Source organism: Aquibacillus albus, assembly GCF_016908325.1.
Classification (GTDB): domain Bacteria; phylum Bacillota; class Bacilli; order Bacillales; family Amphibacillaceae; genus Aquibacillus_A; species Aquibacillus_A albus.
Map to the genome: position 1 here is coordinate 76356 of NZ_JAFBDR010000008.1, position 25493 is coordinate 101848.

Consider the following 25493-nt stretch of genomic DNA (forward strand, 5'->3'; position numbering starts at 1 on the left):
AACTTCGAGAATAATAAAACCATGAGTAGTTGATAGAAAAGAGGCTTAACATGAGTCAAATTCCTCCTCCTTATCGAAGACAAATAGCATTTGTATCCCAATTTAATACTGGACAGCTACATTTAAAAAATCCCTTTGTTGTAGCCTTTTTTTCCTTTTCTTATCCAGGGTTCGGGCATCTGTTGCTACATCGATATTTAGCAGCTTTTATTCTGATTATGTGGGAAGCCTTTATCAACCAAATGGCAAATGTTAACCTTGGCATTATGTATTCTTTATTAGGGGATTTTGAAAAAGCAAAGGATGTTTTGGATGAAAGGTGGTTAATTCTTTATCTCGGTATTTATATGTTTGGAATCTGGGACGGTTACCGAACGGCAGTCGATTTTAACAAACAATATATATTAGCAGATCGGGAGGATGCTCCATTTTTAAATGGAAAAATGGGAACGCTAGATATGAACTTTTTAGATAAACGAAAGCCATGGGTTGCTTTATTATGGTCTGCAGTTATTCCTGGTCTTGGGCACTTATATCTTCATAAAGTCATTACTGGTTTTTTTATGTTTGGCTATACAATAGCAATCATGTATTTTGGAAATGTACCTGAAGCAATCCACCATACAATGCTTGGAAACTTTGAACACGCTAAAAATCTTTTAAATATGCAATGGACTATCTATACCCCGTCTATTTATTTATTCATATTGTATGATGCCTATGTTTCAGCCATTGAATATAATAAGCTTTTTGAAAAAGAGCTGTCTAAATACTTACGTCAACGTTATCAGAAATGCGAGTTTAAATTTCCTGTATAAGAGCGGGTGATTCATATCTTAGTTATAGCCACGTTTGAAAATTCAACATTCATTGAATTAGCTATTTCTGCACTTGAACAAAAGGGCATCCCGAAAGAAAAAATATTTGCTGCCCCTCTGGACAAAAGAACGGAACCAAGGCAGTTATTTGACACGATTCACAAAGCGGATGGATTTAGTCTATTTGATGCTGGAGCCATACTTGGCACATGCGGAATGCTGTTGGGTGCCGTTTACGGGTATGTGTTAACATGGGGACCGATTTTATGGGGTATTATCGGTGCTGTTGGCGGAATACTGATAGGCTTTGTGATCAAATTATTAATGATTAAAAAGAGTCGATTAGGAAGCAAAAAAATAACTTCTGAAATTGTGCTGATGATTCGATGTGAAGAGCATCAATGGGAGACAGTGGAGAAAATATTGTGGGATAACATAGCTTTAGGCATGACTAGGATTGATAAATAATAGTTCGACTGGTGCTAGGATGACGTGGGTGCAGCTTGGAAAAGGTGAGAGAAAACGCTGGTGTAGTGCGCATAACGCGAGGAAAGATGAGAATAAATCCCCGACCCGTGCGCAAAACCCGAGGAAAGATGAGAATAAACCCCGGAACGGTGCGCATAAATCAAGGAAAGCTGAGAATAAACCCCGGAACGGTGCGCATAAATCAAGGAAAGATGAGAATAAACCCCGGAACGGTGCGCATAAATCGAGAAAAGCTGAGAATAAATCCCCGACACCGTGCGCATAACCCGAGAAAGATGAGAGCAAATCCCCAACCCGTGCGCATAACCCGAGACAAAATGAGAATAATCCCCAATAAGGCAAGAGAAAATCCCCCCACAACTAAAACAGGACAGCTAATTTTTATCGGAAAGGATGAAGCATCATGAACAAACTTTTTTTAATATTCGTCATCACATCCCTCCTTATTTTTTCAGCATGTGGGACAGAAGAGATGTTAGATAAATCAACAGTTCTAGAAAACGCCACGGAAGCGGTTGAAACGTTAGACAGTTATTCATTAGATATGATTATAAACGTTGATGTAATGGATATGGAAACATCCATTGAAGGTACTGGAGATGTCACGCATGATCCAGATGCGATGCATTTAACGATGAGCATGGGTATGCCAGGGATGACGATGGATATGGAAACATATATACAGGAAAATGAAGCGTACATGAGTATGTTCGGTGAGTGGTTTAACATGGGTACAGAAGAGATGGAGCTAGATAGCTTTGACCAACTAAACAAAGAAGAAATGGAGAAATTGGCTCGGTTTAGCGAGGATTTTGAAATGACCGAAGAGGACAGCCAATACGTGTTAACGTTATCTGGTGAAGGCGATGAATATAGCGAATTGGTGGATGAACTTGTCCAATCATCGATGGGCGATTTTCCAGCCGATCCTACCATGGGCGAACAAATGCAAAATATTACCGTCAACAGTATCGATCTGGAAGTGCGGATTGATAAAGAATCATTTTTGATGATGTCTCAAAAGATTAGTGCTGATATCGAAATGGAAGGCGAACCGATGCAATTGGATGGAGATTTTAACATTTCCAACATAAACGGAGTAGAACCGATTGTAGTACCTGAGGAAATCAAAGAAAATGCGACCGAAGATTTTATGGGAGATTCATTCGGCTATGAGGAGACAATGAGTATAGAAGAAATCCAGGAGCTCGTTGATTTTCCTGTTCCGCAAGTGACCGGACTACCTGAAGGGTATAGCCTGATCGACAGCTGGTACGATGAAACAATGGGGATGGTGATGTTGAATTATGAAAAGGATTTTGAAAATGGTGTTTCGTTAAGTGTCTATCCATCTGAAGAAGAGTATGGGGCACCATTTGAAGAAGCAACCGAAACCGTAACGATTAACGGGAATGAAGCAACACTTCACGACATGCACGAGTTTCTCGTCCTGACTTGGGAACAAAATGGATTGTTTCTAGAGCTGTCCAGTTGGGGGCAGGAGATATCAAAAGAGGAATTTGTCGAATTAGCAGAAAATGTAGAATAAAGAAAAGCCGCCTACATAGGGCGGCTTTTCTAATGCGGAGAGAAAATTAATCCTTTTTCTTCTTCTCTTTCATTTTCCAAGTTTGGTACTCATCTGTCTCAATAATCCCAATCGTTGCGTCATCAATATCGGGATCCTTTAACACGTTATCCTGCACCCTAAACTTTATATCGTCGGCTTCGGCGAGGCTAAGGTCTTTTATTAATTCAATGTAGGCTTCGACATGGTATTGTCTGCCCTCTTGTAAAACTCGCATGTCTTTAATATCCACAACGTCAGGATCATCCAATATAATTTTCCCGATTCGGTCTATAATCCGCTTTGGAGCAGCAACACCGATCAACCCGATTGTATTTTCATAGCCAATTTTCAAAGCAATTCCGATCAGTAGTAGGCCAATTAAAATGGTGCCAATTCCATCTAAATAAAACAGTCCCGTTAAATGAGACAAAAGAACAAAGATTAGCGCGAGTAAAGCCCCGAATGTAGCAATGATATCTTCATAAAAAACTAACCTTGTCGGTGGCGCGGCATAACTGACATTTTTAAACGATGCCGTTATTATTTTCATACCAGAAGCATCCACGCGAGCCTCTTTTACTACCTCTTTCATTGCTTTTATAAGAATAAATCCATCAATAAGTATAGCGGCAATTAAAATTAATACGTTCAGCCAAAGGCTTGTTGATTCTTTCGGGTGCTGAATAATTTCCCAGCCTTTATGGATTGTCTCATAAGCCATAATGGAAACAACAATAACTGCTACTAAAACGAAAAGATTAACAACACGGCCGAACCCCGTTGGAAATCGCTTGGTCGGTTCTTTTTCTGCTAGGGCACTCCCGAAAAAAACAAACCCCTGATTCGTAGCATCTGCAACAGAGTGAATGGTCGTCGCAAACATTGCACCACTGCCACTGACGGCCGCCGCAATTCCTTTTATAATGGCTAATATTGTATTCCCAAGTGCCGCAATCCCAGAAGACTTGTTTCCTTTTTTTAGTAACTGAAAATATCCCATTTTTATCATCCTTTAACCAATTCGTTCTCTAACTAGTATGGGCAAAAGGGGGAGGATAAATGTACAAATAAAATCAGCTTCGATGTGCATGATAAAATTGAGGTGATGAGTGTGAGAGGAAAAATAATGATTGTTCTTATTCTAGGCTTACTATTCCCTTATACAGCACAAGCGGATGAATTTAATATTGATCTGACAGGATATGAGCTGCATTCGTTTGGTTCTTTTAATCAATTAGGCTACGAAATAACTCCACTATCCCAATTATATTTTCGCATTATACAGAAGGAGGAAGAATGGATAGATGAACCACGTCTATATACGAAAGGAAACAACGGCTATTTTCACCTTTGGAAAAAAGACGGCACAAATGTTCTTTATCAAGTTGAAAAACAATCCAATGGCATGTGGGAAATAATCGGTGAGAAAAGAAAGAATATTGATAGGATACCTGTCCCGAAAACACTCTTAAAAGAAGTATTAATCGAACGCTTAGTTGAACCAATAAGCGAAGCGATACATGACTATTACGGCGAATCAAAACTGTGGTATCGAAGCTTTGAAAAGGTACTTGACATAAAAAAAGATGAAAGAAGTTTTATCTATTATATAACGGTTCAAGTGGTTACCTTTCAAGGTCCTCACAACCCGCCTTATGGGGAAGAAACCATTAGATTTCAAATAAAAGGACGCGATGTTGAGGTTATTGATTATAATCATCGGGACATTTCTAGTGAGGAGAGTGCCAGGTTGGAATTGCGATGATTGAACGGGTGCTATAGGAGAGTATGAGCTGCACCTGTATCACTTTCAACTTATTGCTCATTATAGATGTCATCCTCCTCATTATCCCACCAATCAAAGCTTTTACTTAGTAAAATGACATCTTTAGCCATATATTTTTCCTTAATCTTATCGAGTACCTTTTGTCTTTCCTTTTCACTCAACATGTCAATTCCTCAATGATTTTTTCTGAGTTAGACATTTGTTGAATACCTCCTCGTTATTATCTTACTCTTATTATACCTTATATTCAGTGTTCCATAAATCATTGCCTTGTTGTGGTAATGCCCCCGTTAGCACAAATACTTATTAGTAATCCTTTTTATTTCTATTATCTATTTTTCTAATAATAACAATTGCTTCAAGTAATACAAGAACAATAATAATAATTCTTGCTTCACGACTAATTGGTTGGTATTCAAACATATTTGTAAATAAAACAATTGCCAATGCTATAAATAATAATGCCTTTATTAAAGAATGAAATATTTCCATTCGTCCCATCATGTAACCCCCTCTTTATTACACTATCCTCCCCTTTAACACAGTAAGAGCTGCCGGATCGATAACTCCCTATTCCAGTCTCGCGTCCCTTTAGTTGAAGTGAAAAATTTCACAAAGTATTCCATTAAGGAAGCTTGGAAAAAATCCAAGTTTAATAACTTCTTATTTCCAAGCGGACATATATTTCTTTTGATATTTACTATCTTCTTCGTACTCAATCAAATCCATTGCTATTTCCTTAATTAGCTCATCTTTTACTTCATCATATAATTTTTTTAAACCCACAATCATATCATATCGAATCAAGGTGTAATTTTTTTCGTCCATTCCATTTTTAAACCTATCTATAATATGATCGAGAAGCATTACTCTTTGTTCCTGTCCTGCTAATCCTACTTTCCAAATTGATTGTATAGTATGACGAGCAGTTACAAATTTTGAATCTTTTGTTACTTCCCATAACGCTGGGAAATCATGAAGCATCCGTTTTTCAGGGTCACTGATTGCTAAAGCAGAAAGAAACTGTCCTGCTCTGGCTCTACGGTGATTATCGCGATCAGTAAGCCAACCTATCAATTGATCCCATACTTCATAAGACCAGTCTACTTTTTCTTTGGTTGCATGAGTTATATTTTGAAATGCTTCATATTGTAAATTTTTGTCTTTCCCTTCAAGATTTGCAAAATAAGACTTAATTGTATCGTCCATTGTAACACCTCTAACATGATTTAATATATCAATTTTATCCCATTTATGGTTTATTTCAAACTTTATTAACCTGCTTCAATAGTGAAATAAGCGTTTCTGCTTGTTCCAGAAACGCTCCCGTTTGTTCAAGTGAATATTTTCACAATAACATTCAAAATATTGAATCTACCATAACAAAAGATTAGAAAAAATCTAATCTTAATTACAAAGTTGAAGGAGATGAAGGATATAACTCTAACTTATCTATATCTATAATAAATCTATATTGCTTTAATACATCTAAGCCAAGTAAGCCATTGTGTCCTTTAGGCAACATACCAACATCTAACTCAAAGTCTTGTATAGAAAATGTATCAATTTTGATTTCATCCATTACTTTTGTATAAAATGGAACGCTGCCACCAATTCCATATGCTTCGTAGATTTCATCACCGTTCTCGTAAGTAACTCCGATTGTTTCTAATATATCAGGACAAATAACTGTATGTGATGAGCCAGTATCAACGATGACATCATCAATTCTAATAGATTCCCCTCGATAAGTGATAATTAAAGAAGTTGTAAGAAGTTGTCCATCATATGAAAGTTGCATTACATTCGTCTCACTTTCATTAGGGGATCTCTGCGAATATGAATAACAAACTCTTTATTTGAAGTATGGTACACAACTGTACCTTCTTTGGCTTTAAAAAATTCTTTATTAGCATCTTCGTCTGCTATCGGACGTATTGGTGCTACTTCATCAATAATTTTCTTATCTCCTTCTTCATGATAATCCAAAATTGATACTAGAAGAAATTGATTTGGGAATAACTCTCTGACTTCTTGCCACTTCATCTTCGCATTCCTCCTTTTTCTTTAATTATACCGGATATCCCTGCATATCTTTCACGAGCCACTAAATTTTCTCGGGAAGTATGGAAAAAACAATATTCACGTTGAGGTTGATCTTTTCGTAATTCCTCATATCGATTCATTGCTTCTAAAGAATTTCTGAATCTGTCTATAATTACTACGTCGTCAATATATCTATATCCATTGTCTGAGTGCGCTTTTATTACTTCTAAAACAACCCATTCATTTGAAAATCGTTCTTGTATTTCTTGCCAACGCATATTACCCCTCCGTTCAAATATTTGTCTCTATTTTATCACATAGATAACGGAATTCTTCGAACGGAAAGTCTTGATTATTTTATTCATAGAATGCCACCCGTTAGTCATTCATGTAGCGCAAGACCAGCGCTGCACCACAAAGCTGAAGTAGAATATAAATCTGTAATTCTTCGCGGACATTTAATCCGTTATTTACACAAAAACCCTTCATTTTGAGGGTTTAATGGACAAACCCATAGGTGGTTCGCTATACCTTGGGCCTCCTATACTGCTTATTTGCTTTTGTATTACAGACATTTCATGCTTAGCTAATTCATAATAAATATCGGACTGTTGTTTACTAATAGGGTAAATATCATCTTCGTGAAGTATTTGGATGACGAATTGATTAAAATTCCTCCATTTTTCAGCTCTATCACTAAATTCGTTCATAAGTAATGACTTCTCAATCATAATTCTTTCGTTCTGTTCTTTCGAATAAAGATAAAATTGAAAACCATTGAAAATACTTTAAGTGTAACACTTTACAAAAAAATTGTTTCCTTTAAATTATAGTAAAACAAAAACAAAAAATGCCACCCTTTGCATAGTAAAGGATAGCTTAATAATGTTGACTAGAGTGCTTAAAATATTCTATAAAACAAGTTTGTTTGTCATCGGAAAACGAGTAGTAGATAATAAATTTATCTACTAGAGCTTTATGAGTGCCTTTCCATTCAGGTTTATCTGCTCTTGTACTTGTACCTAGTGTAATAATTTTATCTTCAATACGCTCTAACAAGTTTAATTTGTATTCAATTGTTTCACTATAAGAAAAATGCTTACTTTTAATATTTTCAAATGATTCCTTTGTGTTCTCCAACCAAATAAACTTCATATTATACTTGACCGCTCCGTATCATTTCTCGCATTTCTTCCGAAGTATAATAATTCCTTTCTTCTATGTCCTTTTTAGCCTGTAACAATTTTTGCTTTAACTCTGGGTCTCTTTCAACATCTTCAGCTACAGTTGTTTCAGAGTCATCTTTATTATCAATAGCTACAATCTTATACTTTCGCCCGTTTAATTCAAAGGATTGATCTTTATCTTTAAAAATATCTTCCAATACTTTTGCTGCCTGTGCATCCACTTTTTTCATTCAATCGCCTCCATACTTTCATTTTATCACTTTTTCAATGATTTCATAAAACTTTTATACTAGAGTAGAAAACCTTAAATTTAAAATAACTGTCTTTTTAACACACGCAAGGTTCTTCCAGATCGACAACTATTTGTTCAACTCTTGCACTCGATAGTGAAATAATCAATCATCTAAACTTGCGACCATGATTGCACTGACAAACCAAATTATTACTGCTGGAGTATAATATAAAATGGCTACACTAGTCTCACTAATTAAAGGGCTTAACTTGTTAAAATATAAATAGTTATATAAAACGAAAAGAACAAATGAAATAAGAGCTTTTAAATAGGAACTGCCATATAAGACAAAGCCAATTCCAGGAACAAGTAAGTTTGCAATAGTGCTGACACGTCGCTTGAATAATTTTTGTTCGCTTTTCAAGATAGTAATTTCATTGTTTAATTCCCTTTTTAAAATTTTCAGTTCTTCATTTTCCATTCATAAACCTCCCTTGTATAAAACATTTTCTCTTTTCTTATTTAACAAACCTGCTTCTTTACTCCAACAAAGAAAAGCGAATACCCTTTGTTTAACTCTCGCACTCCGTTAATGCAATAAGAATAATTCTGTAACGGATAATATTATTCTTTAATAAATCCCCTAAACTCTTTAGGTATTTCTGGATTAGAAACAAACAATTTTTTTCTATAATAATCAAAGTTCTTAAACCATATTTCGTGAATAACATTTGAAATTGACCAATCAATCTCGTTTAGCTCATTACCCTCTACTACCATACAGTTTTCATTGTCTTCGTCATTTTTAATTACTTTTAAAATATCCATTTTCACACCATAGTCCACTATATTCTTTAAAACATTTACTTCATAGCCTAACTGATTAGTGAAAAAATCGACAATGGTGCTGATTTGAGCATCTTCCTCAGCAATAAATATTAGGAACTCAAACAAATCTTTTTCCCTCATAGAACACCTATAAACTACTTCAAGAAATTCCCCAGATACTTCACCTGAAAATATTGTTATTCCATTCTCGTCACTTATTTCTATTTCAAAATGATTGTCCCCGAAGTCCTCTAATATTGTCCCTATTTGTCCCTCAGTAATCCCAACTTTATTGTCATTTTTAATTATTCTTACTACGTCATATTGCTTCATTGAGTAGTCACTTCCTTATTAAACTCTTCTGCCCTTTACTTTAAGTACAATAGTTCACATACTTCTCATTGTTATTCTAAATTTTTCAATTCTTCTTCAGAAATCCCTTTGTGTTCTTCATCTAGAATTTCATAGTCAAATTGCAATACCTCATTGTGAGCAAAATAAGTGTATTCAACATAAGGTTCATTTTCGAACGTTACTGTCGTGTAAAACTTTGGCATTTTAAATCCAAATACACCTTCTACTGACGCTATTTCTTCTTCGTCATAGATTCGTACTTCAAGGAGGTAATTAGTTACCCTATTTTCATAAATATTTTTGTTAACTTCCAAGTAAATAAAAGGGGATAGAATAACTACTAAAACTAAAATAGAAACAATCAAAGCAATTTTATGAAACTTGGGCACACTATCTCCTCCTATGGGTTTACTTTTTCTTTTTGAACTCTATATGAAGTTGCTCCTATCACCCAGTTATTCCATGAATGGTAGAAAGCGGTGTACAATGAATATATAGTTATAAGTAAGCAAACAAGTATTAAAAAAAGACCATATCTAATTTTAAAGTATGGTCATATGATTTCATGTATAAGTTTTATTTAGTTTTCACCTGGAAAAAGGATAGCTATGATAACAACATCATTCTCAATTATAATAAACTCTAAACCTATCATTAAACAAAGTCCTTCTTGGACAAGGATTTTAATAATTCAGAGGTAGTCATGCCACGTTTATTTTCATACTGCTCCTGACTTTCTTTCAACATACGTTTAAGTTCAGGGTTTTCTTCAGCTTCAAATTGTATGGTTTTTTCATCATCTTCTTCTTGTAAAACAAGTGTAAATTTTCCTTTGCCAGGAATAGAAAACTGTAATACAGAGTTATCACTATTCATATTCGAAATATATTTCATAAGCTCTTCTGAAGATTGAATTTTTCCCATACTAATAAATCACCACCATTGATTTCCTTGTTTTTATAATATCATATCAAATCGTTCATGTAACGAATCAAAAATACTTGTTGAGCGTCCCATTGTAGTTTTTGTGAGGGCTCTTTATTATTTTTATCTACTTTTAACTTCATCTTCGCCCACGAACTCCAATGAAGAATTTCTATCCTGCCTATTTCATTTAAGTTAATCCCTTCACAATCTTTAAGTTAAACATCAAGCTAAAACCTCACATAAAATTCGTTTATCTGTAAAAAATAATGCAGGAACAAATTCAGCTTGTAAAAGGGGGATAATCATGGAACCTGAACGAAACATAAATTTAACCTCAGCAGAACTATCGGGGCTTTGGACTACATATATAAATGATAGCATGGCAATTCCTGTTATAGAATATTATTTGAAACATACAACGGATGAAAAAATAAAGGATGTATTAACATTTGCAAAAAGTTTATCAAAACAACACCTTGAAGAAATTACTGTTATTTTTAATGAAGAAAAATTCCCGATCCCATATGGATTTACAAATGATGATGTGAATGTAGAAGCTCCGCAACTATTTTCAGAAAATTTTCACTTAGCGTACATCTATTACATGGGAAAGTCAGGAATGGAAGCTTATTCAATGGCTTTGTCCTTTTCCGCTCGCAATGACTTATGCGAGTTATTTAATAAATACTGGAATCAATCGGCAGAACTGATGAAAAAGTCAATGGATATATTGTTAGAAAAGGGGATTTTTACAAGACCTCCATTTATGCCAGTGCCTGAGCAGGTTGAATTTGTACAGAATAAAAGTTATTTAAATGGTTGGTTTGGAGGAAAAAGACCACTTAACGCCATCGAAGCAACACATGTTTTTGGTAATATGAAAACGAATGAAATGGGAAAGACGTTAATCACTGGTTTTGCTCAAGTAGCAAAATCTCAACAAGTTCGTGACTTTTTTATTAGAGGGAAAAAAATAGCAACAAAACATACTGGAGTTTTCAGCTCACTTCTTCAAAAAAGTGATTTACCAGCCACTATGACAGCAGATGCAACGGTATTTCCATCGAATACACCACCGTTTTCTGACAAGCTAATGATGTTTCATATTAGTGCTATGACTTCCATTGGAATAGGAAAATATGGCATAGCGATGTCGGTTTGTACGAGACATGATTTAGCCTTTCAATATGGCAAGCTACTTGCTGAAATTGGTACTTATGCTGAAGATGGGGCAGATATAATGATTGAAAATAAGTGGATGGAACAACCACCACAAGTTCCAAATTATGAAGCAAGAGCTAATAGGTAACAAAGTAAAAAGAGTTCATTTTAGAACTTTTTTTATGCGCACGGCCCGCGGGTTTACTCTCACGAATCCCGGTTTATGCGCACTGACCCGGGATTTACTCTCACGCATCCCGGTTTATGCGCACTGACCCGGGCTTTACTCTCACGAATCCCGGTATATGCGCAGGTGCCGCGGCTATACTCTCACGCATCCCGGTTTATGCGCACCATCCGCGGATTTACTCTCACGCATCCCGGTTTATGCGCACGGCCGCAGGGATTACTCTCACGCATCGCAGGTTTATGCGCACGGCCGCAGGGATTACTCTCACGCATCGCAGGTTTATGCGCACCGCCGCAGGGATTACTCTCACTTACCGCAGGTTTATGAGCACGTGCCGCGGCTTTACTCTCACAAATCCCAGGTTTATGCGCACGGCCCGCGGCTTTACTCTCACAAATCCCAGGTTTATGCGCACGGCCCGCGGCTTTACTCTCACAAATCCCAGGATTATGCGCACGGCCCGCGGTTTTACTCTCACGCACCCCGGTTTATGCGCAACCCTCCACGATTTACTCTCACGCACCCCCGATATATGCGCACTCCCAGCTCTCGCCAATCCCGACAAACATCCTCTCAAAATAATAATATATTCAGAATTCCGCCAAATTATGATAAAATCAAGTTATTAGTCAACGAAAGAGGTATGTTTGCTTGAAGTCTAAATTAGGATTAGCGAGTGTATTATTTATCTTCGCTTCTTTATTATTAAAAGTGTCCGGTTTGATCCGTGACATGGTTATTGCTTATTATTTTGGGGATAGCTATGTGGCTGATGCGTATTTGGCTGCATTTATTATTCCGAATATGTTTATTTTATTTATGACGACGGGTATGAAAAATGCGTTTGTACCGAGTTATATTGAAGCAATCGAGCAAAATAGAGGTAGGTATCACTTTGGACAAGTGTTCCGAGGGACGATGGTGATCAGCCTCATTGTTACTGTGTTAGGTATGGCGTTAGCGCCTTTGTATATACCGATGTTTTATCCGGCATTTAGTGATGCCGTGACCGAAATTGCGATATGGGTTACGATTATCTTTTTCTCGATTATTCTGTTTGTTGGCATGAATGCCGTTTTGGAGGCATATTTTGATGCGGAAAATCGATTTTCGCTGTCGATGGTGTCGCAAATGATCGTTATTCTCACCTCGATTCTGTCAGCATTTTTATTTGCCAACAAAATTGGTGCGTATTCTCTGGCAATCGGGTATGCGGTAGGGACCGTTATTTCACTTCTATTTAAGTGGGTATTGCTGAGACCAGCTTCCAAAGTAATTCAGCTAAAAGGGAAGATGGACCTCCCGGAGATCAAGCACTTTTACATGATTTTTATTCCGGTTGGGCTTACCGTTGCTGTTGGTCAAATCAACTTGATGGTCGGGACCGTTTTTGCCAGTCATTTTGAAGAAGGTGCCGTCACATACATCAACTATGCGAAAAATTTAGTACATATGCCACAAGGGATTTTTGGTGTGACGATTGCGACAATTATTTTTCCGTTATTGTCAAAAGCAATCGCGACCGATGATAACAAGCTATTCAAAAAAGGCATCGAGCAAGGGCTGACGACGATGTTCTTCATCCTGTTGCCATCGATTGTTGGGATGCTGATTCTGATGCCAAATATCATCGCCCTCCTTTACCAGCGTGGGGCTTTCACGGAATCCGCGACAATGGCGACGACGCAGGTAGCTTATCTCTACTTTGGGTCGGTTCTATTTTTTAGTTTAAATAATGTGATAAACAAAGGTTTTTATTCCTTGAAAAAAGGAAAGCTCATTTTAATGATTAGTCTCGTTTCAATTGGGCTAAACTTTGTGTTGAATTATATTTTTACCGCTTGGATCGGTTACCGAGGAATTCCGCTGGCAGCATCGGTTAACGCTGCTTTTTATGTTGGAGCCTCGTTACTTATTTTTCTAAAATTAGTCGGCGGCTTGAACCTGAAGCAGGTCGGATGGGAATTTATAAAAATTATCATTTCCGTACTTATGATGGCCGCAGCTGTTTTGCCGATTTTACCTATGATCGAAGGCTGGCCGAATCTCATTCAAATTATTATCGTAGGAATCATTGGTGCGGTCGTTTATACAGCCAGTGCGTTTTTAACAAAAATTCAAGCGTTCCGACTCGTGCTCAATAAATTTACGAGGAAAAAAGCCTTGAAAAAGGAGTCATCTTCATGAACCTGAAAGAATTGATCATCAATCTTTTTAAACCGATAAATATTCCGATGACAAAGCTTATTTTGAACAACCATTACAAGGGCGACAAAGCTTTATCGGGAACGAATCATGCGAAGCGTGTGCTCATTTTGGCTCCACACATGGATGATGAAACGATTGGACCAGGCGGAACGATCAAACGTCATGCGGATGAAGGGGCAGAGGTGCACTGTGTGTTTATTACGGATGGCTCCAACAGTGTTTCTGACCTGCCAAAAGAGGAATTAATCAAGGCGCGGCAACGAGAAGTCGAGAATGTAAAGGATATTTTAGGACTTACCGACATTCATTATATGGGCTTGCCGGACGGGGAAGTGGCGAGTGACGAAGCGTCCCAGCAGCAATTGCTCGCGATTATTAAAAAAGTGAATCCGGATATGATTTACAGCACATTGCTTGTCGATGCCCATCCGGACCATACTGCAACAGCAAGGATTTTAGCAGATACCATCGAGCAAATCCCAGATCTGGACTGTACGATTCGACAGTACGAAATCAATTGTGCAATCCCGCCAGCATACATCAATTGTAATGTAGATATTAGTCAAACGTTTGATACAAAAAAAGCGGCGATTGATAAGTTTGAGTCACAAGCGATTGCTTTTGATGGCTTTCTTGCACTCAACAAAATAAAGGCGAACATCGTCAACGGACAAGTACGGGCAGTCGAAGGATTTTTAGAGCTGTCTCCAGATGAACTTGTCGCCCATGCGAAAAAAATCCCGACGAAAGATTTTTCGCGAATGTTTAAGCAGATTAACCGAACGGATACGCTATTATGGGCAATTTTTAAAAATCTCAAAGCAAAGCAGGACATGTACCGGAACAGTTTGTAACTTTTTAACGAGGTGGAACAATGGGAATTCGTTTGTACAAGCAAGGGGACGAGCAGCAAATCCAACAGCTTTTTGAAAAAGTATTTAAAAAACAGCGCTCGATTGCGCATTGGAAATGGAAATTTGAAGGAACTCCCAGCCTAATTCTCGTTTTTGAAGAAAAAAATGAAATTTTGGGACACATTTCCCTTTGGCTTTTCGAAGGGTATATTGGCGGCGAAGAAAAGAAGCTTGGCGTGCGGGTTGACACGATGGTGGACCCTGATGCACGTGGCAAAGGAATCTACAAGCAGCTAAACGAGGCAATGATTGAGCATGCGAACGAAGCGGGAATTTCCATTTTACACGGATTTCCTGCTGAAAAAGCGAAGGCTCTCTTGCAAAAATACACGGACGGCAAGCATATTGCTGATATTTCACGATTTTATATCGTCCTAAAGCCGTGGAAAATTGCAGCTTCGATCCATAAAATTGCAAAGCCGTTGCAATTTTTTGATGGCCTTTACCAAGCGAAAAAGCTGCGAAAGGTACGTCCGAATTTTCCAGAGGGAATCAAGGTTGAAGCGGTTCAGCATTGCGATGAACGCTTTGATGAGCTAGCGGAAAAAACGAAAAACCTTAAAAAAGTCATGGTCAAACGGGATGCAGCTTACTTAAATTGGCGTTACTTCAACCATCCAGATAATGAGTATTCGATGTTTGCAATAAATAAAAATGGAATGTTACAGGGTTATGTTGTCATAAAAAAGGAAACAATGCAGAAGAAAAACGGAGAGCTGACACTCGGATTTATTGTCGACTGGTTAGCAATCGATGACAGAACAAATTGGGAATATTTAATGCAAACCGCGCTTACGTATTTAGAGGACACAGACCTGATCCAAACGTGGAGCTTTACCGATAACCAATTTGTTCCAGCTATGCTAAGCTTTGGCCTCAAGGAAAGAGACAGACCAATGCCCTTTGTTGTCCATGATTTAGCGGATAACCCTGGTACGTTGGACGTCGATAACTGGTGGCTGACACAAGGGGACATCGACTCCTTTTAAAAAATAAGTGAGAACGAGACAAAATTCTTATTGATATTTGGATATTGATTCATTTATAATAAGGCAGACATTGTTTACGAAATTGGAAAAATATTTCATCTCCAAATAATGAAACTTTTTATGATAAATTATCGTCTATAAAACTAGTACACGAACCGATATATTTTGCTAGGAGGTCGCAAATGGTTTACTTAGCTTTACTCGTATGCTTTATGGCATCGATTCTATTAACACCGTATGTAAAAAAATTAGCCATTCGAATTGGCGCAGTGGATCAACCAAATGAAAGAAAAGTTCATATAAGAGTTATGCCAAGGCTAGGTGGGCTAGCAATAATTGCGAGCTTCCTAATCGGCTTCATTCTATTTACACCAGGCAGTGTCGTAGAATTTTGGCCAATCTTATTAGGGGCACTAATCATTACCATCGTTGGGGTATTAGATGACCTCACTGAACTATCTGCAAAAGTAAAATTAGGTGGCCAATTATTAGCAGCAATCATAACCGTCATGGGCGGCGTACAAATCGAATTCATTACCTTACCATTTGGAGAAAGAATCGAATTCGGATACTTTGCCATCCCAATCACGATTCTATGGATTGTCGGAATCACAAACGCCATCAACCTGATTGACGGACTAGACGGATTAGCAGCCGGCGTATCAGCCATCGCACTGCTTACTATCTCTGGAATGGCGATTTCGATGGGAAGCATCCCAGTCGCATTCATGGGCTTAATCCTACTAGGAAGCACAGTCGGCTTCTTAGTTTATAACTTCCACCCAGCAAAAATATTCATGGGTGACACAGGAGCCCTATTCCTTGGATTCATGATCAGTTCCCTATCCGTCATGGGACTATTCAAAAACGTAACTCTATTTTCATTGATTGTGCCAATTATCATTCTAGGTGTACCAATTCTGGACACAGTGTTTGCCATCGTTCGCCGAATCATCCAGCGCAAACCACTGTCATCACCAGATAAACTACACCTGCACCATTGCTTAATACGACTAGGCTACAGCCACCGCCAAACCGTAATTGCTATTTACGCACTAAGCGCACTGTTCAGCCTAGCAGCAATTATCTTTACACGCTCAACCATGTACGGCTCCGTCATCACGATGGTCCTACTACTCGTCATGGTCGAACTAATCGTCGAAATTACCGGATTGATCAGCGAAAACTACCGACCAATCCTAAACCTAGTAAAAAGCACAAAAGTAAGAAGCAAATAACACTTCCCATTAGGGGGAGTGTTTTTATTTTTTGCAGGAATTTGGAAATTATGCACGGGAATTTGAAATTTTTTTGGGGGATGCGGTGCCTGGGGGATGTGCGGTGCCTGGGGGGATGTGTGCGGTGCGCATAATCGGAGTGGAGATGAGAGTAAACGGTGGTTTGATGCTCATAAATGGGGGAAGATGAGAGAAAATCCAGGTGTGGTGCGCAAAACCGGTGTGGAGGTGAGAGAAAATCCGGAAATGTTGCGCAAAACCGGTGTGAAGTTGAGAGAAAATTCGGAAATGTGCGCAAAACCCGTGTGCAGCTGAGAGAAAATCCGGGATAGTTGCGCAAAACCGGAGTGAAGCTGATAGAAAATGCGGGAATGTTGCAACATAACCGGGGGGAGCTGAGAGAAAATCCAGGAATGTTGCGCATAACCGGGGTGGAGCTGAGAGAAAGTCCGGAAATGTTGCGCAAAACCGGTGTGCAGCTGAGAGAAAATCCGGAAATGTTGCGCATAACTGGTGTGAAGTTGAGAGAAAATCCGAAAGTGTGCGCATAACCCGTGTGAAGGTGAGAGAAAATCCAGAATTGTTGCACATAACCAGTTGCAATCTTTCAAGAAGAGCAGCTGCTTTTTCACTAAACCCGCTTATTTTAATCGATCAAAAAAGGGCAGCCATTAACGGCTAACCCTGAATAGAAAAGGTATTCGCTATTTTTTTATTCATCTATTTTATTCATAAACTGTTGGATACAGTCTTGTAAAGCTTTTGGTTGCTCACTAACGACGTAATGTCCAGCATCTGGAATGATCGTCAACATGGAATCTGGAATCCCTTTATGTAATGCTTCGGAGTAAGTTACAGGAGTTAGTACATCATCTTTTCCAACAACAATTAATGTAGGAACGTTAATTTTACTGATTGAGTCGCTTAAATCATGTTGATTTATCGTTTCAAAATCTTGAATTGTGGATTCCATAGGAGTCAGACTAAGCCAACTTCCTACTTTTTGATGCACAGTTGCTGATGTTTTGGGAGAAAATGCTGCAAGAAATGATTCCTCGCTAATTTCTCCTTTTCTTACTTGATCTAAAAACTCAGGAGGAATTTTCAGGTTGGCTCCAGTAGAAACCATCACAGCCCCACTAATTTGATCAAATCCATCTACTGCAATTTGTTGGACAATCGCACCACCCATGGAATGTCCTGCAATAACAACTTTCTGTTCCTTAAAATAGGTTGAAATAAATTCGCTAACTAAATCTGCATAATCGCGGATGGATGAACAAGCGGGTCCTTCAGATTGATCGTGTCCTGGAAGGCTCAGTGCAACAACATGTCTATCTTTGCTTAACCTCTCTACTTGCTCCATCCATATGTTGTGGTTTCCTCCACCACCATGAATAAAAACAATAGGATTGCCAGATTGTTGTTGACCTAGCTCTTCATAAAAAATTTTTTTACCTTTAATGTTAATAAACGGCATTTCATCACCTCTATAGGAATTTTTAAAATGCAACAAGATTACTTGGAATACATCTAAGTAACATAGTAAATCTCGTTAATTCATTATATCATTAAACAAGCAAATTTGATGAAAAAAATTAGAAAAATCAAAAAAGTGATTCCGTTTACAATGATAAGGGGTCTGACCCCTCTTGTGGACAGTTGTCCACTGTGGGAGGACAGGTGTAACGAGGAGATTGATGTATGAAATAATTAATCCAATTTATGATTCCATTTGTGTAATGAAGTATAGAATGTACTATAATTATTTTAAGGAATACTCTTTATAATAAAGGGTGAGAATATTGCGGTTACCAGGCGAACCAAAATGTAGTCGGTATTGTTTATTGGCATCAAGGGTGTACACTTGGACTGTATTTAGTATAGGATTTAATCATGACTTGGTTTTTAAACTCAACCTGTACATGCAATATGGCGTAAAAGAGTATTGGATTAAATTTTAACGATTATCTTTTTGATTCCATTATATGGGCTGTTGATTTGGACTTATTTTTACCCGAAGGAAAGTTTGCTGTTTGGGCAAATATGGAGATTTAAAGGTGAACCTGAGTTTTCTGAATTGGCTATTCGTTTTACTAAATTTGGATCGATTATTGCTATCTTTGTATTAACAATCATTTTGGTCAGTTCCATATCTGATCATTCGTTCGTTACACTTTTACTAGTTCTGGGATTGTTCTTTTACATAATAATAGGGGGATATAAATTGATCTCCAAATAACAGGATGCGCATAACTTAATCAAAGTTGAAAGAAAGTCCGGTTTTAGTGCGCATAACCTTACCAAAGTTAAGATAAAATCCCCCATATTTGCGCATAATTGTACTACATTTAATAGTAACCCACTAATCTGTGCTCATAACTCCCCAAAAGTTGAGAGAAAATTTTAAAAAATGAAAGGAAATCCCACCATTAAATCGAATATATAATAAAAATTAAATACGAGGAGTGAATGTATGATCATTAAACCATCAACAATTCCAAGTACAAATCTAAAACTTCATGCACTAATTCGATGCTTGCCCTTGAATCATAAAATGAGGCCACAAGTGCTTGAAGATTTCAACAAAAGAAATGCAGGTTATCGGGGTGAAGAATCAATTGATTATTATTTGGATCCGCTACCGCATAAGGACTTCCACATCTTTCACGGCCTGCGATTAAAAAATGAAAAGTACCACTTCCAAATAGACACTCTCCTTGCATCCTCCTGTTTTAAACTCATCATTGAATTGAAAAATTTCACTGGCGATATATACTTCGATAATGAATCCAAACAATTTTTTCAAATCTTTAACGGTCAAAAAGAAGGGTATCAAAATCCAATTGTCCAAGCAGAAAGGCAAAAATTAGAGCTAGCGAGATGGTTAAACAAAAATAATATAAAGCAAACGCCGATTGAATATTTAGTTGCAATTAAAAATCCCTCAACTAAAATTGAAGTTTCCGCTGGCGGTGAACATATATTGGACAAGGTAATGCACTTCGACCATCTTCTTACTAACATTTTATTACTTCAAAAGAAATATCGAAAACCTCTGTTAGACTCCAATGCACTGAAAACCTTAGACAACAAATTATTACGATCCCATACTCCAAAATCGATTGACGTCCTTGACCATTATAATATAGATAAAGCCGATATCATCACTGGTGTACAATGTCCCAAATGCCGCGCCACGCCAATGAAGAGAATAATTGGTAAATGGCAATGTCAAAAATGCTTCACCGAATCAAAAAATGCCCATGAAACCACCATCCATGACTATCTTCTTTTGATAAGTCCAACTATCACCAACAAACAATGCAGGGAGTTCCTACACATATCAGACCGAAGCCTTGCATCTAGACTGTTAAATTCCATGGATCTACTGAAGACAGGAACATTAAAGGGGACTGAATATGAGAGGATAGAATAGAAGCTGGTGCGTAGGGCTGTTGTTCAGTCTTTGTTTTCTTATCAAGCTGAGAGTAAATACGTGAAAGTTGCTCATAACGGTGCTGAAGTTGAGAGAAACTCCATGAAAGCTGCTCGTAACGGTGACCAAGTTGAGAGAAACTCCATGAAAGCTGCTCATAAAGTCGCCGAAGCTGAGAGTAAATCCGTGGAAGTTGCTCATAAAGTAGCCGAAGCTGAGAGTAAATCCATGGAAGTTGCTCATAAAGTCGCCGAAGCTGAGAGAAAACCCATGAAACCTGCGCATAACCCGCACCAAGTTCCATCAAATCCTCACAGATCCTCATGAAAATCAGCAAAATTTTCCTATAAATATCCCTTGGAATAAATTAATCATCATATATTTGTGTGACTTTTGGCATATTAAAAATAAAACGTTTTTAAAGTAGGGATATATGTGGTTAACATTTTTAACCTACTGGTTGCGTTCATGGTTTCCCTCGTAACGACTTTATTATTGACTTACCCTGTCAAACGGCTCGCAGTCAAAATCGGAGCAATGGACGTACCAGATCACCGAAAAATTCATAAAGAGGTTACGCCCAGGCTTGGTGGACTTGCGATATTTCTAGGGGTAATTGCAGGACTTATCTATTTACAGCCGACATTTGATTATTTCTGGCCAATCCTCATTGGCGCGCTAATCATTGTCATCACAGGAATTATGGATGATGTGTTTCAGCTGCGACCATTGTATAAACTAATCGGCCAACTAATGGCAACTGGAATACTCATATATTCTGGGTTGTTTATCGAAAAAATAACCATTCCAATCTTTGGCATCGTACCGTTGGAATCATTCAGTATTGTCATCACGATCCTGTGGGTCATCGGCATGACCAATGCGATAAATTTAATTGATGGGTTGGACGGTCTGGCATCAGGGGTGACAACGATTGCCCTGACGAGTATTATTGTCATGGCCTTCATCGACATGCAACTGGCGGTCATCTTCTTGTGCATCACACTAATTGGCAGTAATATTGGGTTCTTATACCACAACTTTCATCCAGCAAAAATTTACATGGGCGACACAGGCTCGATGTTTCTCGGCTATTCCGTAGCTGTTATCTCAATACTAGGATTATTTAAAAATGTCACGCTATTCAGCTTCATCATTCCAATTATCGTCCTAGCCGTACCAATTTTTGATACGATTTTCGCCATCGTACGCCGCGCCTACAAAGGTGAGCCAATCATGATGCCGGACAAGCAGCACATTCACTACCAGCTAATCGCTGCCGGCTACAGTCATCGAACTACCGTTTTAATTATTTATGGAATGAGCGCGATGTTTGGCATTTTAGCGATACTATTTTCCAACGCCACATTAAGTGCATCACTTATTATTACATTTGTCTTCTTAATTCTGTTACATTTATTCGCAGAAATGGTCGGCGCAGTCAAAGGCAAACGACCAGTATTACGGATGCTAAGAAAAACCATTCGAAAAGTAAAAGAATAAACCCATGTCAGACGCAGGAATTGCAAATGACATGGGTTTTAATCTTTAATGGAACGATTTATGCGCAAGTTCCGCGGAATTACTCTCACGTATGGCCAAAATATGAGCAGAAATCCTGGTTTTATTCTCATCGATTAAGATATATGCGCAAGTTCCCCGGAATTACTCTCACGAATGGCCAAAATATGAGCAGCAATCCAAGTTTTATTCTCACCGATTAAGATATATGCGCAAGTTCGCCGGAATTACTCTCACGAATGGCCAAAATATGAGCAGGAATCCAAGTTTTATTCTCACCGATTAAGATATATGCGCAAGTTCGCCGGAATTACTCTCACCAATGCCCAAAATATGAGCAGCAATCCAAGTTTTATTCTCACTGATTCTGATATATGCGCAAGTTCTCCGGGATTACTCTCACGAATGGCCAAAATATGAGCAGTAATTCAAGTTTTATTCTCACCGATTCTGATATATGCGCAAGTTCCGAGGAATTACTCTCACGAATGGCCAAAATATGAGCAGCAATCCAAGGTTTACTCTCACCGATTCTGATATATGCGCAAGTTCGCCGGAATTACTCTCACGTATGGCGAAATTATGAGCAGGAATCCAAGTTTTACTCTCACCGATTCTGATATATGCGCAAGTTCGCCGGGATTACTCTCACCAATTCCAAAAATATGATCAGAAATCCAAGTTTTATTCTCACCGATTCTGATATATGCGCAAGTTCGTCGGGATTACTCTCACCAATGCCCAAAATATAAGCAACAAACCTAGTTTTACTCTCACTAACTCTGAAGCCTCAAGCCAATCCATCCATTTATAAACGCATCCTCCTCTTGAAATTTACCGATTCTATTAAAGAAAATGACCGATTCGCTCCGTAATTAGTCGGAATCGCGCAAAACGGTCATTTTTTATTACGGATAATTAATGAACAGTTAATATGCCTTTAACAATAACTTGTTAACTTAAAGATAGAAAATAAATAAAGGAGTTATTGTAATGGCACAATCATTGAATGAATTAACGACCATTTTGTTTGACTTAGATGGAACGTTACTTGACAGCAGAGAAAATATCGTCGATGCGGCGTATGAAACGGTTCAAAAGTATAATCCCGATTCACTCACATATCAAGAAGTTCTGGATCATTTTGGGTTAGATTTAGCTCATCATCTTTCAAAAATAATTCCGGACAAGGAGGTTGTTCAGCGATATTTTATTACGAAAAAAAGGGAGAGCTATCATAGGAATCCATTATTTCCGTATGTGAGCGAGGGGCTGAAGCAGCTGTCAAACAAAGGGTTCCGTTTAGGCATTGTTACAAATCAGCAAAGGGATTTGGTAATAAAAGTATTACGAGAGAAGGGGATGGAAGACATGTTTGATGTGATTGTAACGAAAGATGATGTACCGTACATAAAACCATCACCTGAACCGATTAAGCTGACAATGGAAAAGCTAGGCGTCGATACAGCGAATGTTTGGATGGTTGGTGATACATTGTTTGACTTATTGGCGGCTAAGCGCGCTGGTGTACCGTGTGTTCGACTTAACTTTTACGAAGATGCCGAATTGGACGCATCATCTTCGGCAGCGGTTAACGAACCAACAATCGCTGAACAGGCGATTTCACCTGACTATACGTTTACTACGTTTAAAGAATTTATCGATTTCACACTAGCTTACCGAAGATCAAAACAACCTGTTCATGACCAAAATCCGGATAAGGAAGGTGTAAACCTTGGCTAAAGATCAAAAAGTGATGCAGTCAATTCCTGTGCTTTCATCATCTAAAACCAAAATGAAACATAAACCGAAGCATTTGCGTATTGATCAGATTGCCGGCTATGGATTTATTATGCCAACTGTCATCCTTTTAAGCATGTTTGTTTTTTACCCATTTTTCCAAAGCATCTACTTAAGCTTTTTTATGACGGATCCCCTAGGAAACGTTGTTAAATTTGTCGGTTTTCAAAATTATGTCGAACTTTTTACCGACAAAGAGTTCCTGAACAGCCTGAAAATTACGTTCCTATTTACTGTTTTTACCGTGCCAACTGGCATATTTATTGCACTTATTTTAGCAGTGCTTACGAATAACAAATCGAAAGGGATGCGCGGGTTTCAATTCATTTTTGCACTTCCGATTGCGATGTCTGTCGGAACATCATCGATTATCTGGTTATTACTGTTTAATCCAACAGCCGGCGTCCTTAATTACTTATTAAATGTTGTTGGGGTGGAATCCATTCAGTGGCTAACCAATCCAGACTGGGCACTCCTATCCATCTCCATAATGACCATTTGGATGGGGCTGGGCCTAGATTTCATTATTCTGCTCGCAGGACTGCAGGCAATACCAGATGACTTATACGAAAGCGCGAAAATAGACGGTGCCGGCAGCCTTACTATTTTTACGAAAATAACGATTCCGCTGCTATCGCCAACCATTTTTTTCGTTCTGATCATATCGGTGATCAATGCCCTGCAAGCATTTGGTCAATTTAACGTCCTAACTGGCGGTGGACCAATGAAAAGCACGAACGTATTCGTTTTTTCACTTTATCAAGAAGCTTTTGTTAACTTTCAATTTGGACTAGGAAGTACACGGGCATTCGTCTTATTCGTCATCATTGTTCTTTTAACTTGGATTCAATTTAAAGTCGGAGAAAAGAAGGTGCATTATCAATGAGTACACAGTCACAAGCTGCGATCAACGGTCACAAGCAAATGAAAAAAACATTCAATTTAAAGAAATTTGTTCAAACGACTGTCCATTATCTGGCGCTTATCCTTTTAGCAATGATTATCATTTATCCAATCTATTTCGCACTTTCCTATACATTCATGACACCACAAGAAGTGAACACTGCAACACCGCAATTTTTGCCGGAAAGCTTTTACCTTGAAAATATAAAAGAAGTACTAGCAACAACACCCATTCTGCGATTTATTTTAAACAGTTTTATCATCTCCATCGCGGTCATGATCGGTGAAATTATTACAGGGTCACTTGCTGCATATGCATTCGCCTTTGTGCAATTCAAAGGGAGAAATGTCATCTTTGCCTTATTCCTGACAACATTAATGGTGCCATCTGAAGTAACACTTATCCCAAGGTATCTTATGATGGGAGCATTCGGATGGATGGACACATACCAAGGGCTTATTGTCCCACACCTAGCTACGGTATTCGGCATCTTCCTGCTTAGACAATTTTTCATGCAGCTGCCAAAAGAGTTGATGGAGGCAGCCAGGATGGATGGGGCGGGGCACGGAAGGATTTTCTTAACGATTGTCTTGCCATTATCTCGACCAGCAATTGGTACGCTTGGTGTTTACTCGTTCCTAAACACATGGAATCAGTATCTATGGCCATTACTCATGACGAATTCAGAGGAAATGCGACCTGTCCAAATTGGAATAACGATGCTGCAGGACGAAGAATTCATGTCCTGGAACCTCGTCCTAGCAGGCGTCAGCATTGCTCTATTACCATCACTTCTGTTACTTATTTTCGGACTCAAACAACTCGTTGCAGGCATCACTGCAGGAGCCGTCAAACAATAACTGTCGTCCCAACCGACAGACAACATAAATAA

32 protein-coding genes are annotated in these 25493 nt (G+C 38.2%); 16 read left to right on the forward strand and 16 right to left on the reverse strand.

Annotated features, from left to right (window positions below; genetic code table 11):
* Nucleotides 1-50 precede the first annotated feature (50 nt).
* The 3 genes from JOC48_RS08825 to JOC48_RS08835 all read left to right on the forward strand — a co-directional run bounded on the left by JOC48_RS08825 (nt 51) and on the right by JOC48_RS08835 (nt 2856).
* A complete protein-coding gene (locus JOC48_RS08825; RefSeq protein WP_204498837.1) occupies nt 51-818 on the forward strand; it encodes a hypothetical protein in 768 nt (255 codons plus the stop codon).
* A 6-nt stretch (nt 819-824) separates the two neighbouring features.
* Complete coding sequence (locus JOC48_RS08830) at nt 825-1286, forward strand: hypothetical protein (protein ID WP_239584272.1); 462 nt, start codon at nt 825-827, stop codon at nt 1284-1286.
* A 424-nt stretch (nt 1287-1710) separates the two neighbouring features.
* Complete coding sequence (locus tag JOC48_RS08835; protein ID WP_204498839.1) at nt 1711-2856, forward strand: DUF4367 domain-containing protein; 1146 nt, start codon at nt 1711-1713, stop codon at nt 2854-2856.
* 46 nt (nt 2857-2902) lie between these two features.
* Here JOC48_RS08835 and JOC48_RS08840 read toward each other — a convergent pair whose 3' ends face one another.
* The gene (locus JOC48_RS08840) at nt 2903-3877 is read right to left on the reverse strand and encodes a cation diffusion facilitator family transporter (protein ID WP_204498842.1); all 975 of its coding nucleotides are present in this window, start codon (nt 3875-3877) and stop codon (nt 2903-2905) included.
* A 126-nt stretch (nt 3878-4003) separates the two neighbouring features.
* On the opposite strand from JOC48_RS08840, the gene JOC48_RS08845 reads away from it, so the two are divergent.
* Nucleotides 4004-4642 carry a DUF3888 domain-containing protein gene (locus JOC48_RS08845; RefSeq protein WP_239584273.1) on the forward strand — a complete coding sequence of 213 codons (639 nt, stop codon included), beginning with the start codon at nt 4004-4006 and terminating at the stop codon, nt 4640-4642.
* Nucleotides 4643-4692: 50 nt separating this feature from the next.
* Here the strand turns inward: JOC48_RS08845 and JOC48_RS21510 are convergent, their stop codons facing one another.
* From JOC48_RS21510 to JOC48_RS08905, 13 genes are all read right to left on the reverse strand, one after another.
* Nucleotides 4693-4824, reverse strand: coding sequence for a hypothetical protein (locus JOC48_RS21510; protein WP_275580731.1), 132 nt, complete (start codon nt 4822-4824; stop codon nt 4693-4695).
* Nucleotides 4825-4969: 145 nt separating this feature from the next.
* Nucleotides 4970-5164 carry a hypothetical protein gene (locus JOC48_RS08850; protein ID WP_204498844.1) on the reverse strand — a complete coding sequence of 65 codons (195 nt, stop codon included), beginning with the start codon at nt 5162-5164 and terminating at the stop codon, nt 4970-4972.
* 162 nt (nt 5165-5326) lie between these two features.
* Nucleotides 5327-5872, reverse strand: a complete 546-nt coding sequence (locus tag JOC48_RS08855; RefSeq protein ID WP_204498846.1) for a hypothetical protein — start codon at nt 5870-5872, stop codon at nt 5327-5329.
* Between the two features lie 202 nt (nt 5873-6074).
* Nucleotides 6075-6464, reverse strand: coding sequence for a retropepsin-like aspartic protease (locus JOC48_RS08860; protein WP_204498847.1), 390 nt, complete (start codon nt 6462-6464; stop codon nt 6075-6077).
* Complete coding sequence (locus JOC48_RS08865) at nt 6464-6709, reverse strand: hypothetical protein (RefSeq protein WP_204498848.1); 246 nt, start codon at nt 6707-6709, stop codon at nt 6464-6466. The genes JOC48_RS08860 and JOC48_RS08865 overlap by 1 nt, the downstream gene beginning before the upstream one ends.
* Nucleotides 6706-6987, reverse strand: coding sequence for a hypothetical protein (locus tag JOC48_RS08870; RefSeq protein WP_204498849.1), 282 nt, complete (start codon nt 6985-6987; stop codon nt 6706-6708). Before JOC48_RS08870 ends, JOC48_RS08865 begins: the two co-directional genes overlap by 4 nt.
* 207 nt (nt 6988-7194) lie before the next feature.
* Nucleotides 7195-7419 (reverse strand): hypothetical protein, encoded by a 225-nt coding sequence (locus JOC48_RS08875; protein ID WP_204498850.1) that lies wholly within the window; start codon nt 7417-7419, stop codon nt 7195-7197.
* A 169-nt stretch (nt 7420-7588) separates the two neighbouring features.
* The gene (locus JOC48_RS08880; protein ID WP_204498852.1) at nt 7589-7849 is read right to left on the reverse strand and encodes a hypothetical protein; all 261 of its coding nucleotides are present in this window, start codon (nt 7847-7849) and stop codon (nt 7589-7591) included.
* Nucleotides 7850-7865: 16 nt separating this feature from the next.
* Nucleotides 7866-8126 carry a hypothetical protein gene (locus JOC48_RS08885; protein ID WP_204498854.1) on the reverse strand — a complete coding sequence of 87 codons (261 nt, stop codon included), beginning with the start codon at nt 8124-8126 and terminating at the stop codon, nt 7866-7868.
* A gap of 165 nt (nt 8127-8291) precedes the next feature.
* Nucleotides 8292-8609: a hypothetical protein gene (locus JOC48_RS08890; RefSeq protein WP_204498855.1), complete on the reverse strand. Its 318-nt coding sequence runs from the start codon at nt 8607-8609 to the stop codon at nt 8292-8294.
* A 143-nt stretch (nt 8610-8752) separates the two neighbouring features.
* Entirely contained in the window at nt 8753-9289 is a 537-nt protein-coding gene (locus JOC48_RS08895; RefSeq protein ID WP_204498856.1) for a DUF4926 domain-containing protein, read from the reverse strand.
* A 71-nt stretch (nt 9290-9360) separates the two neighbouring features.
* Nucleotides 9361-9699 carry a DUF3139 domain-containing protein gene (locus JOC48_RS08900; RefSeq protein WP_338024256.1) on the reverse strand — a complete coding sequence of 113 codons (339 nt, stop codon included), beginning with the start codon at nt 9697-9699 and terminating at the stop codon, nt 9361-9363.
* 265 nt (nt 9700-9964) lie between these two features.
* A complete protein-coding gene (locus JOC48_RS08905) occupies nt 9965-10234 on the reverse strand; it encodes a hypothetical protein (RefSeq protein ID WP_204498857.1) in 270 nt (89 codons plus the stop codon).
* Nucleotides 10235-10541: 307 nt separating this feature from the next.
* Between JOC48_RS08905 and JOC48_RS08910 the strand changes: the two genes are divergently transcribed.
* From JOC48_RS08910 to JOC48_RS08930, 5 genes are all read left to right on the forward strand, one after another.
* Nucleotides 10542-11546, forward strand: a complete 1005-nt coding sequence (locus JOC48_RS08910) for a DUF3231 family protein (protein ID WP_204498858.1) — start codon at nt 10542-10544, stop codon at nt 11544-11546.
* Between the two features lie 693 nt (nt 11547-12239).
* Complete coding sequence (gene murJ / locus JOC48_RS08915; protein ID WP_204498860.1) at nt 12240-13775, forward strand: murein biosynthesis integral membrane protein MurJ; 1536 nt, start codon at nt 12240-12242, stop codon at nt 13773-13775.
* Entirely contained in the window at nt 13772-14650 is an 879-nt protein-coding gene (locus tag JOC48_RS08920) for a PIG-L deacetylase family protein (protein ID WP_204498862.1), read from the forward strand. Before murJ ends, JOC48_RS08920 begins: the two co-directional genes overlap by 4 nt.
* A 20-nt stretch (nt 14651-14670) precedes the next feature.
* The gene (locus JOC48_RS08925) at nt 14671-15699 is read left to right on the forward strand and encodes a GNAT family N-acetyltransferase (RefSeq protein WP_204498864.1); all 1029 of its coding nucleotides are present in this window, start codon (nt 14671-14673) and stop codon (nt 15697-15699) included.
* A 182-nt stretch (nt 15700-15881) separates the two neighbouring features.
* On the forward strand, nt 15882-16937 hold the full coding sequence (locus JOC48_RS08930; RefSeq protein ID WP_204498865.1) for a glycosyltransferase family 4 protein: 1056 nt from the start codon (nt 15882-15884) through the stop codon (nt 16935-16937).
* Nucleotides 16938-17107: 170 nt separating this feature from the next.
* Here JOC48_RS08930 and JOC48_RS08935 read toward each other — a convergent pair whose 3' ends face one another.
* A complete protein-coding gene (locus JOC48_RS08935; RefSeq protein ID WP_204498866.1) occupies nt 17108-17548 on the reverse strand; it encodes a hypothetical protein in 441 nt (146 codons plus the stop codon).
* 101 nt (nt 17549-17649) lie between these two features.
* Nucleotides 17650-18417 (reverse strand): alpha/beta fold hydrolase, encoded by a 768-nt coding sequence (locus JOC48_RS08940; protein ID WP_204498867.1) that lies wholly within the window; start codon nt 18415-18417, stop codon nt 17650-17652.
* Between the two features lie 495 nt (nt 18418-18912).
* Between JOC48_RS08940 and JOC48_RS21835 the strand changes: the two genes are divergently transcribed.
* From JOC48_RS21835 to JOC48_RS08970, 7 genes are all read left to right on the forward strand, one after another.
* Entirely contained in the window at nt 18913-19179 is a 267-nt protein-coding gene (locus JOC48_RS21835; RefSeq protein WP_476693106.1) for a DUF6199 family natural product biosynthesis protein, read from the forward strand.
* Nucleotides 19180-19413: 234 nt separating this feature from the next.
* Nucleotides 19414-20376, forward strand: a complete 963-nt coding sequence (locus JOC48_RS08945) for a nuclease-related domain-containing protein (protein WP_204498868.1) — start codon at nt 19414-19416, stop codon at nt 20374-20376.
* A gap of 30 nt (nt 20377-20406) precedes the next feature.
* Nucleotides 20407-20703 carry a hypothetical protein gene (locus JOC48_RS08950; protein WP_204498869.1) on the forward strand — a complete coding sequence of 99 codons (297 nt, stop codon included), beginning with the start codon at nt 20407-20409 and terminating at the stop codon, nt 20701-20703.
* A gap of 108 nt (nt 20704-20811) precedes the next feature.
* Nucleotides 20812-21879, forward strand: a complete 1068-nt coding sequence (locus tag JOC48_RS08955) for an MraY family glycosyltransferase (protein ID WP_204498870.1) — start codon at nt 20812-20814, stop codon at nt 21877-21879.
* 1011 nt (nt 21880-22890) lie between these two features.
* Nucleotides 22891-23640 carry an HAD family hydrolase gene (locus tag JOC48_RS08960; protein ID WP_204498873.1) on the forward strand — a complete coding sequence of 250 codons (750 nt, stop codon included), beginning with the start codon at nt 22891-22893 and terminating at the stop codon, nt 23638-23640.
* A 13-nt stretch (nt 23641-23653) separates the two neighbouring features.
* On the forward strand, nt 23654-24583 hold the full coding sequence (locus tag JOC48_RS08965; protein WP_204498990.1) for a carbohydrate ABC transporter permease: 930 nt from the start codon (nt 23654-23656) through the stop codon (nt 24581-24583).
* A 38-nt stretch (nt 24584-24621) separates the two neighbouring features.
* Nucleotides 24622-25461, forward strand: a complete 840-nt coding sequence (locus JOC48_RS08970) for a carbohydrate ABC transporter permease (protein ID WP_204498992.1) — start codon at nt 24622-24624, stop codon at nt 25459-25461.
* The last annotated feature ends 32 nt before the right edge of the window (nt 25462-25493 follow it).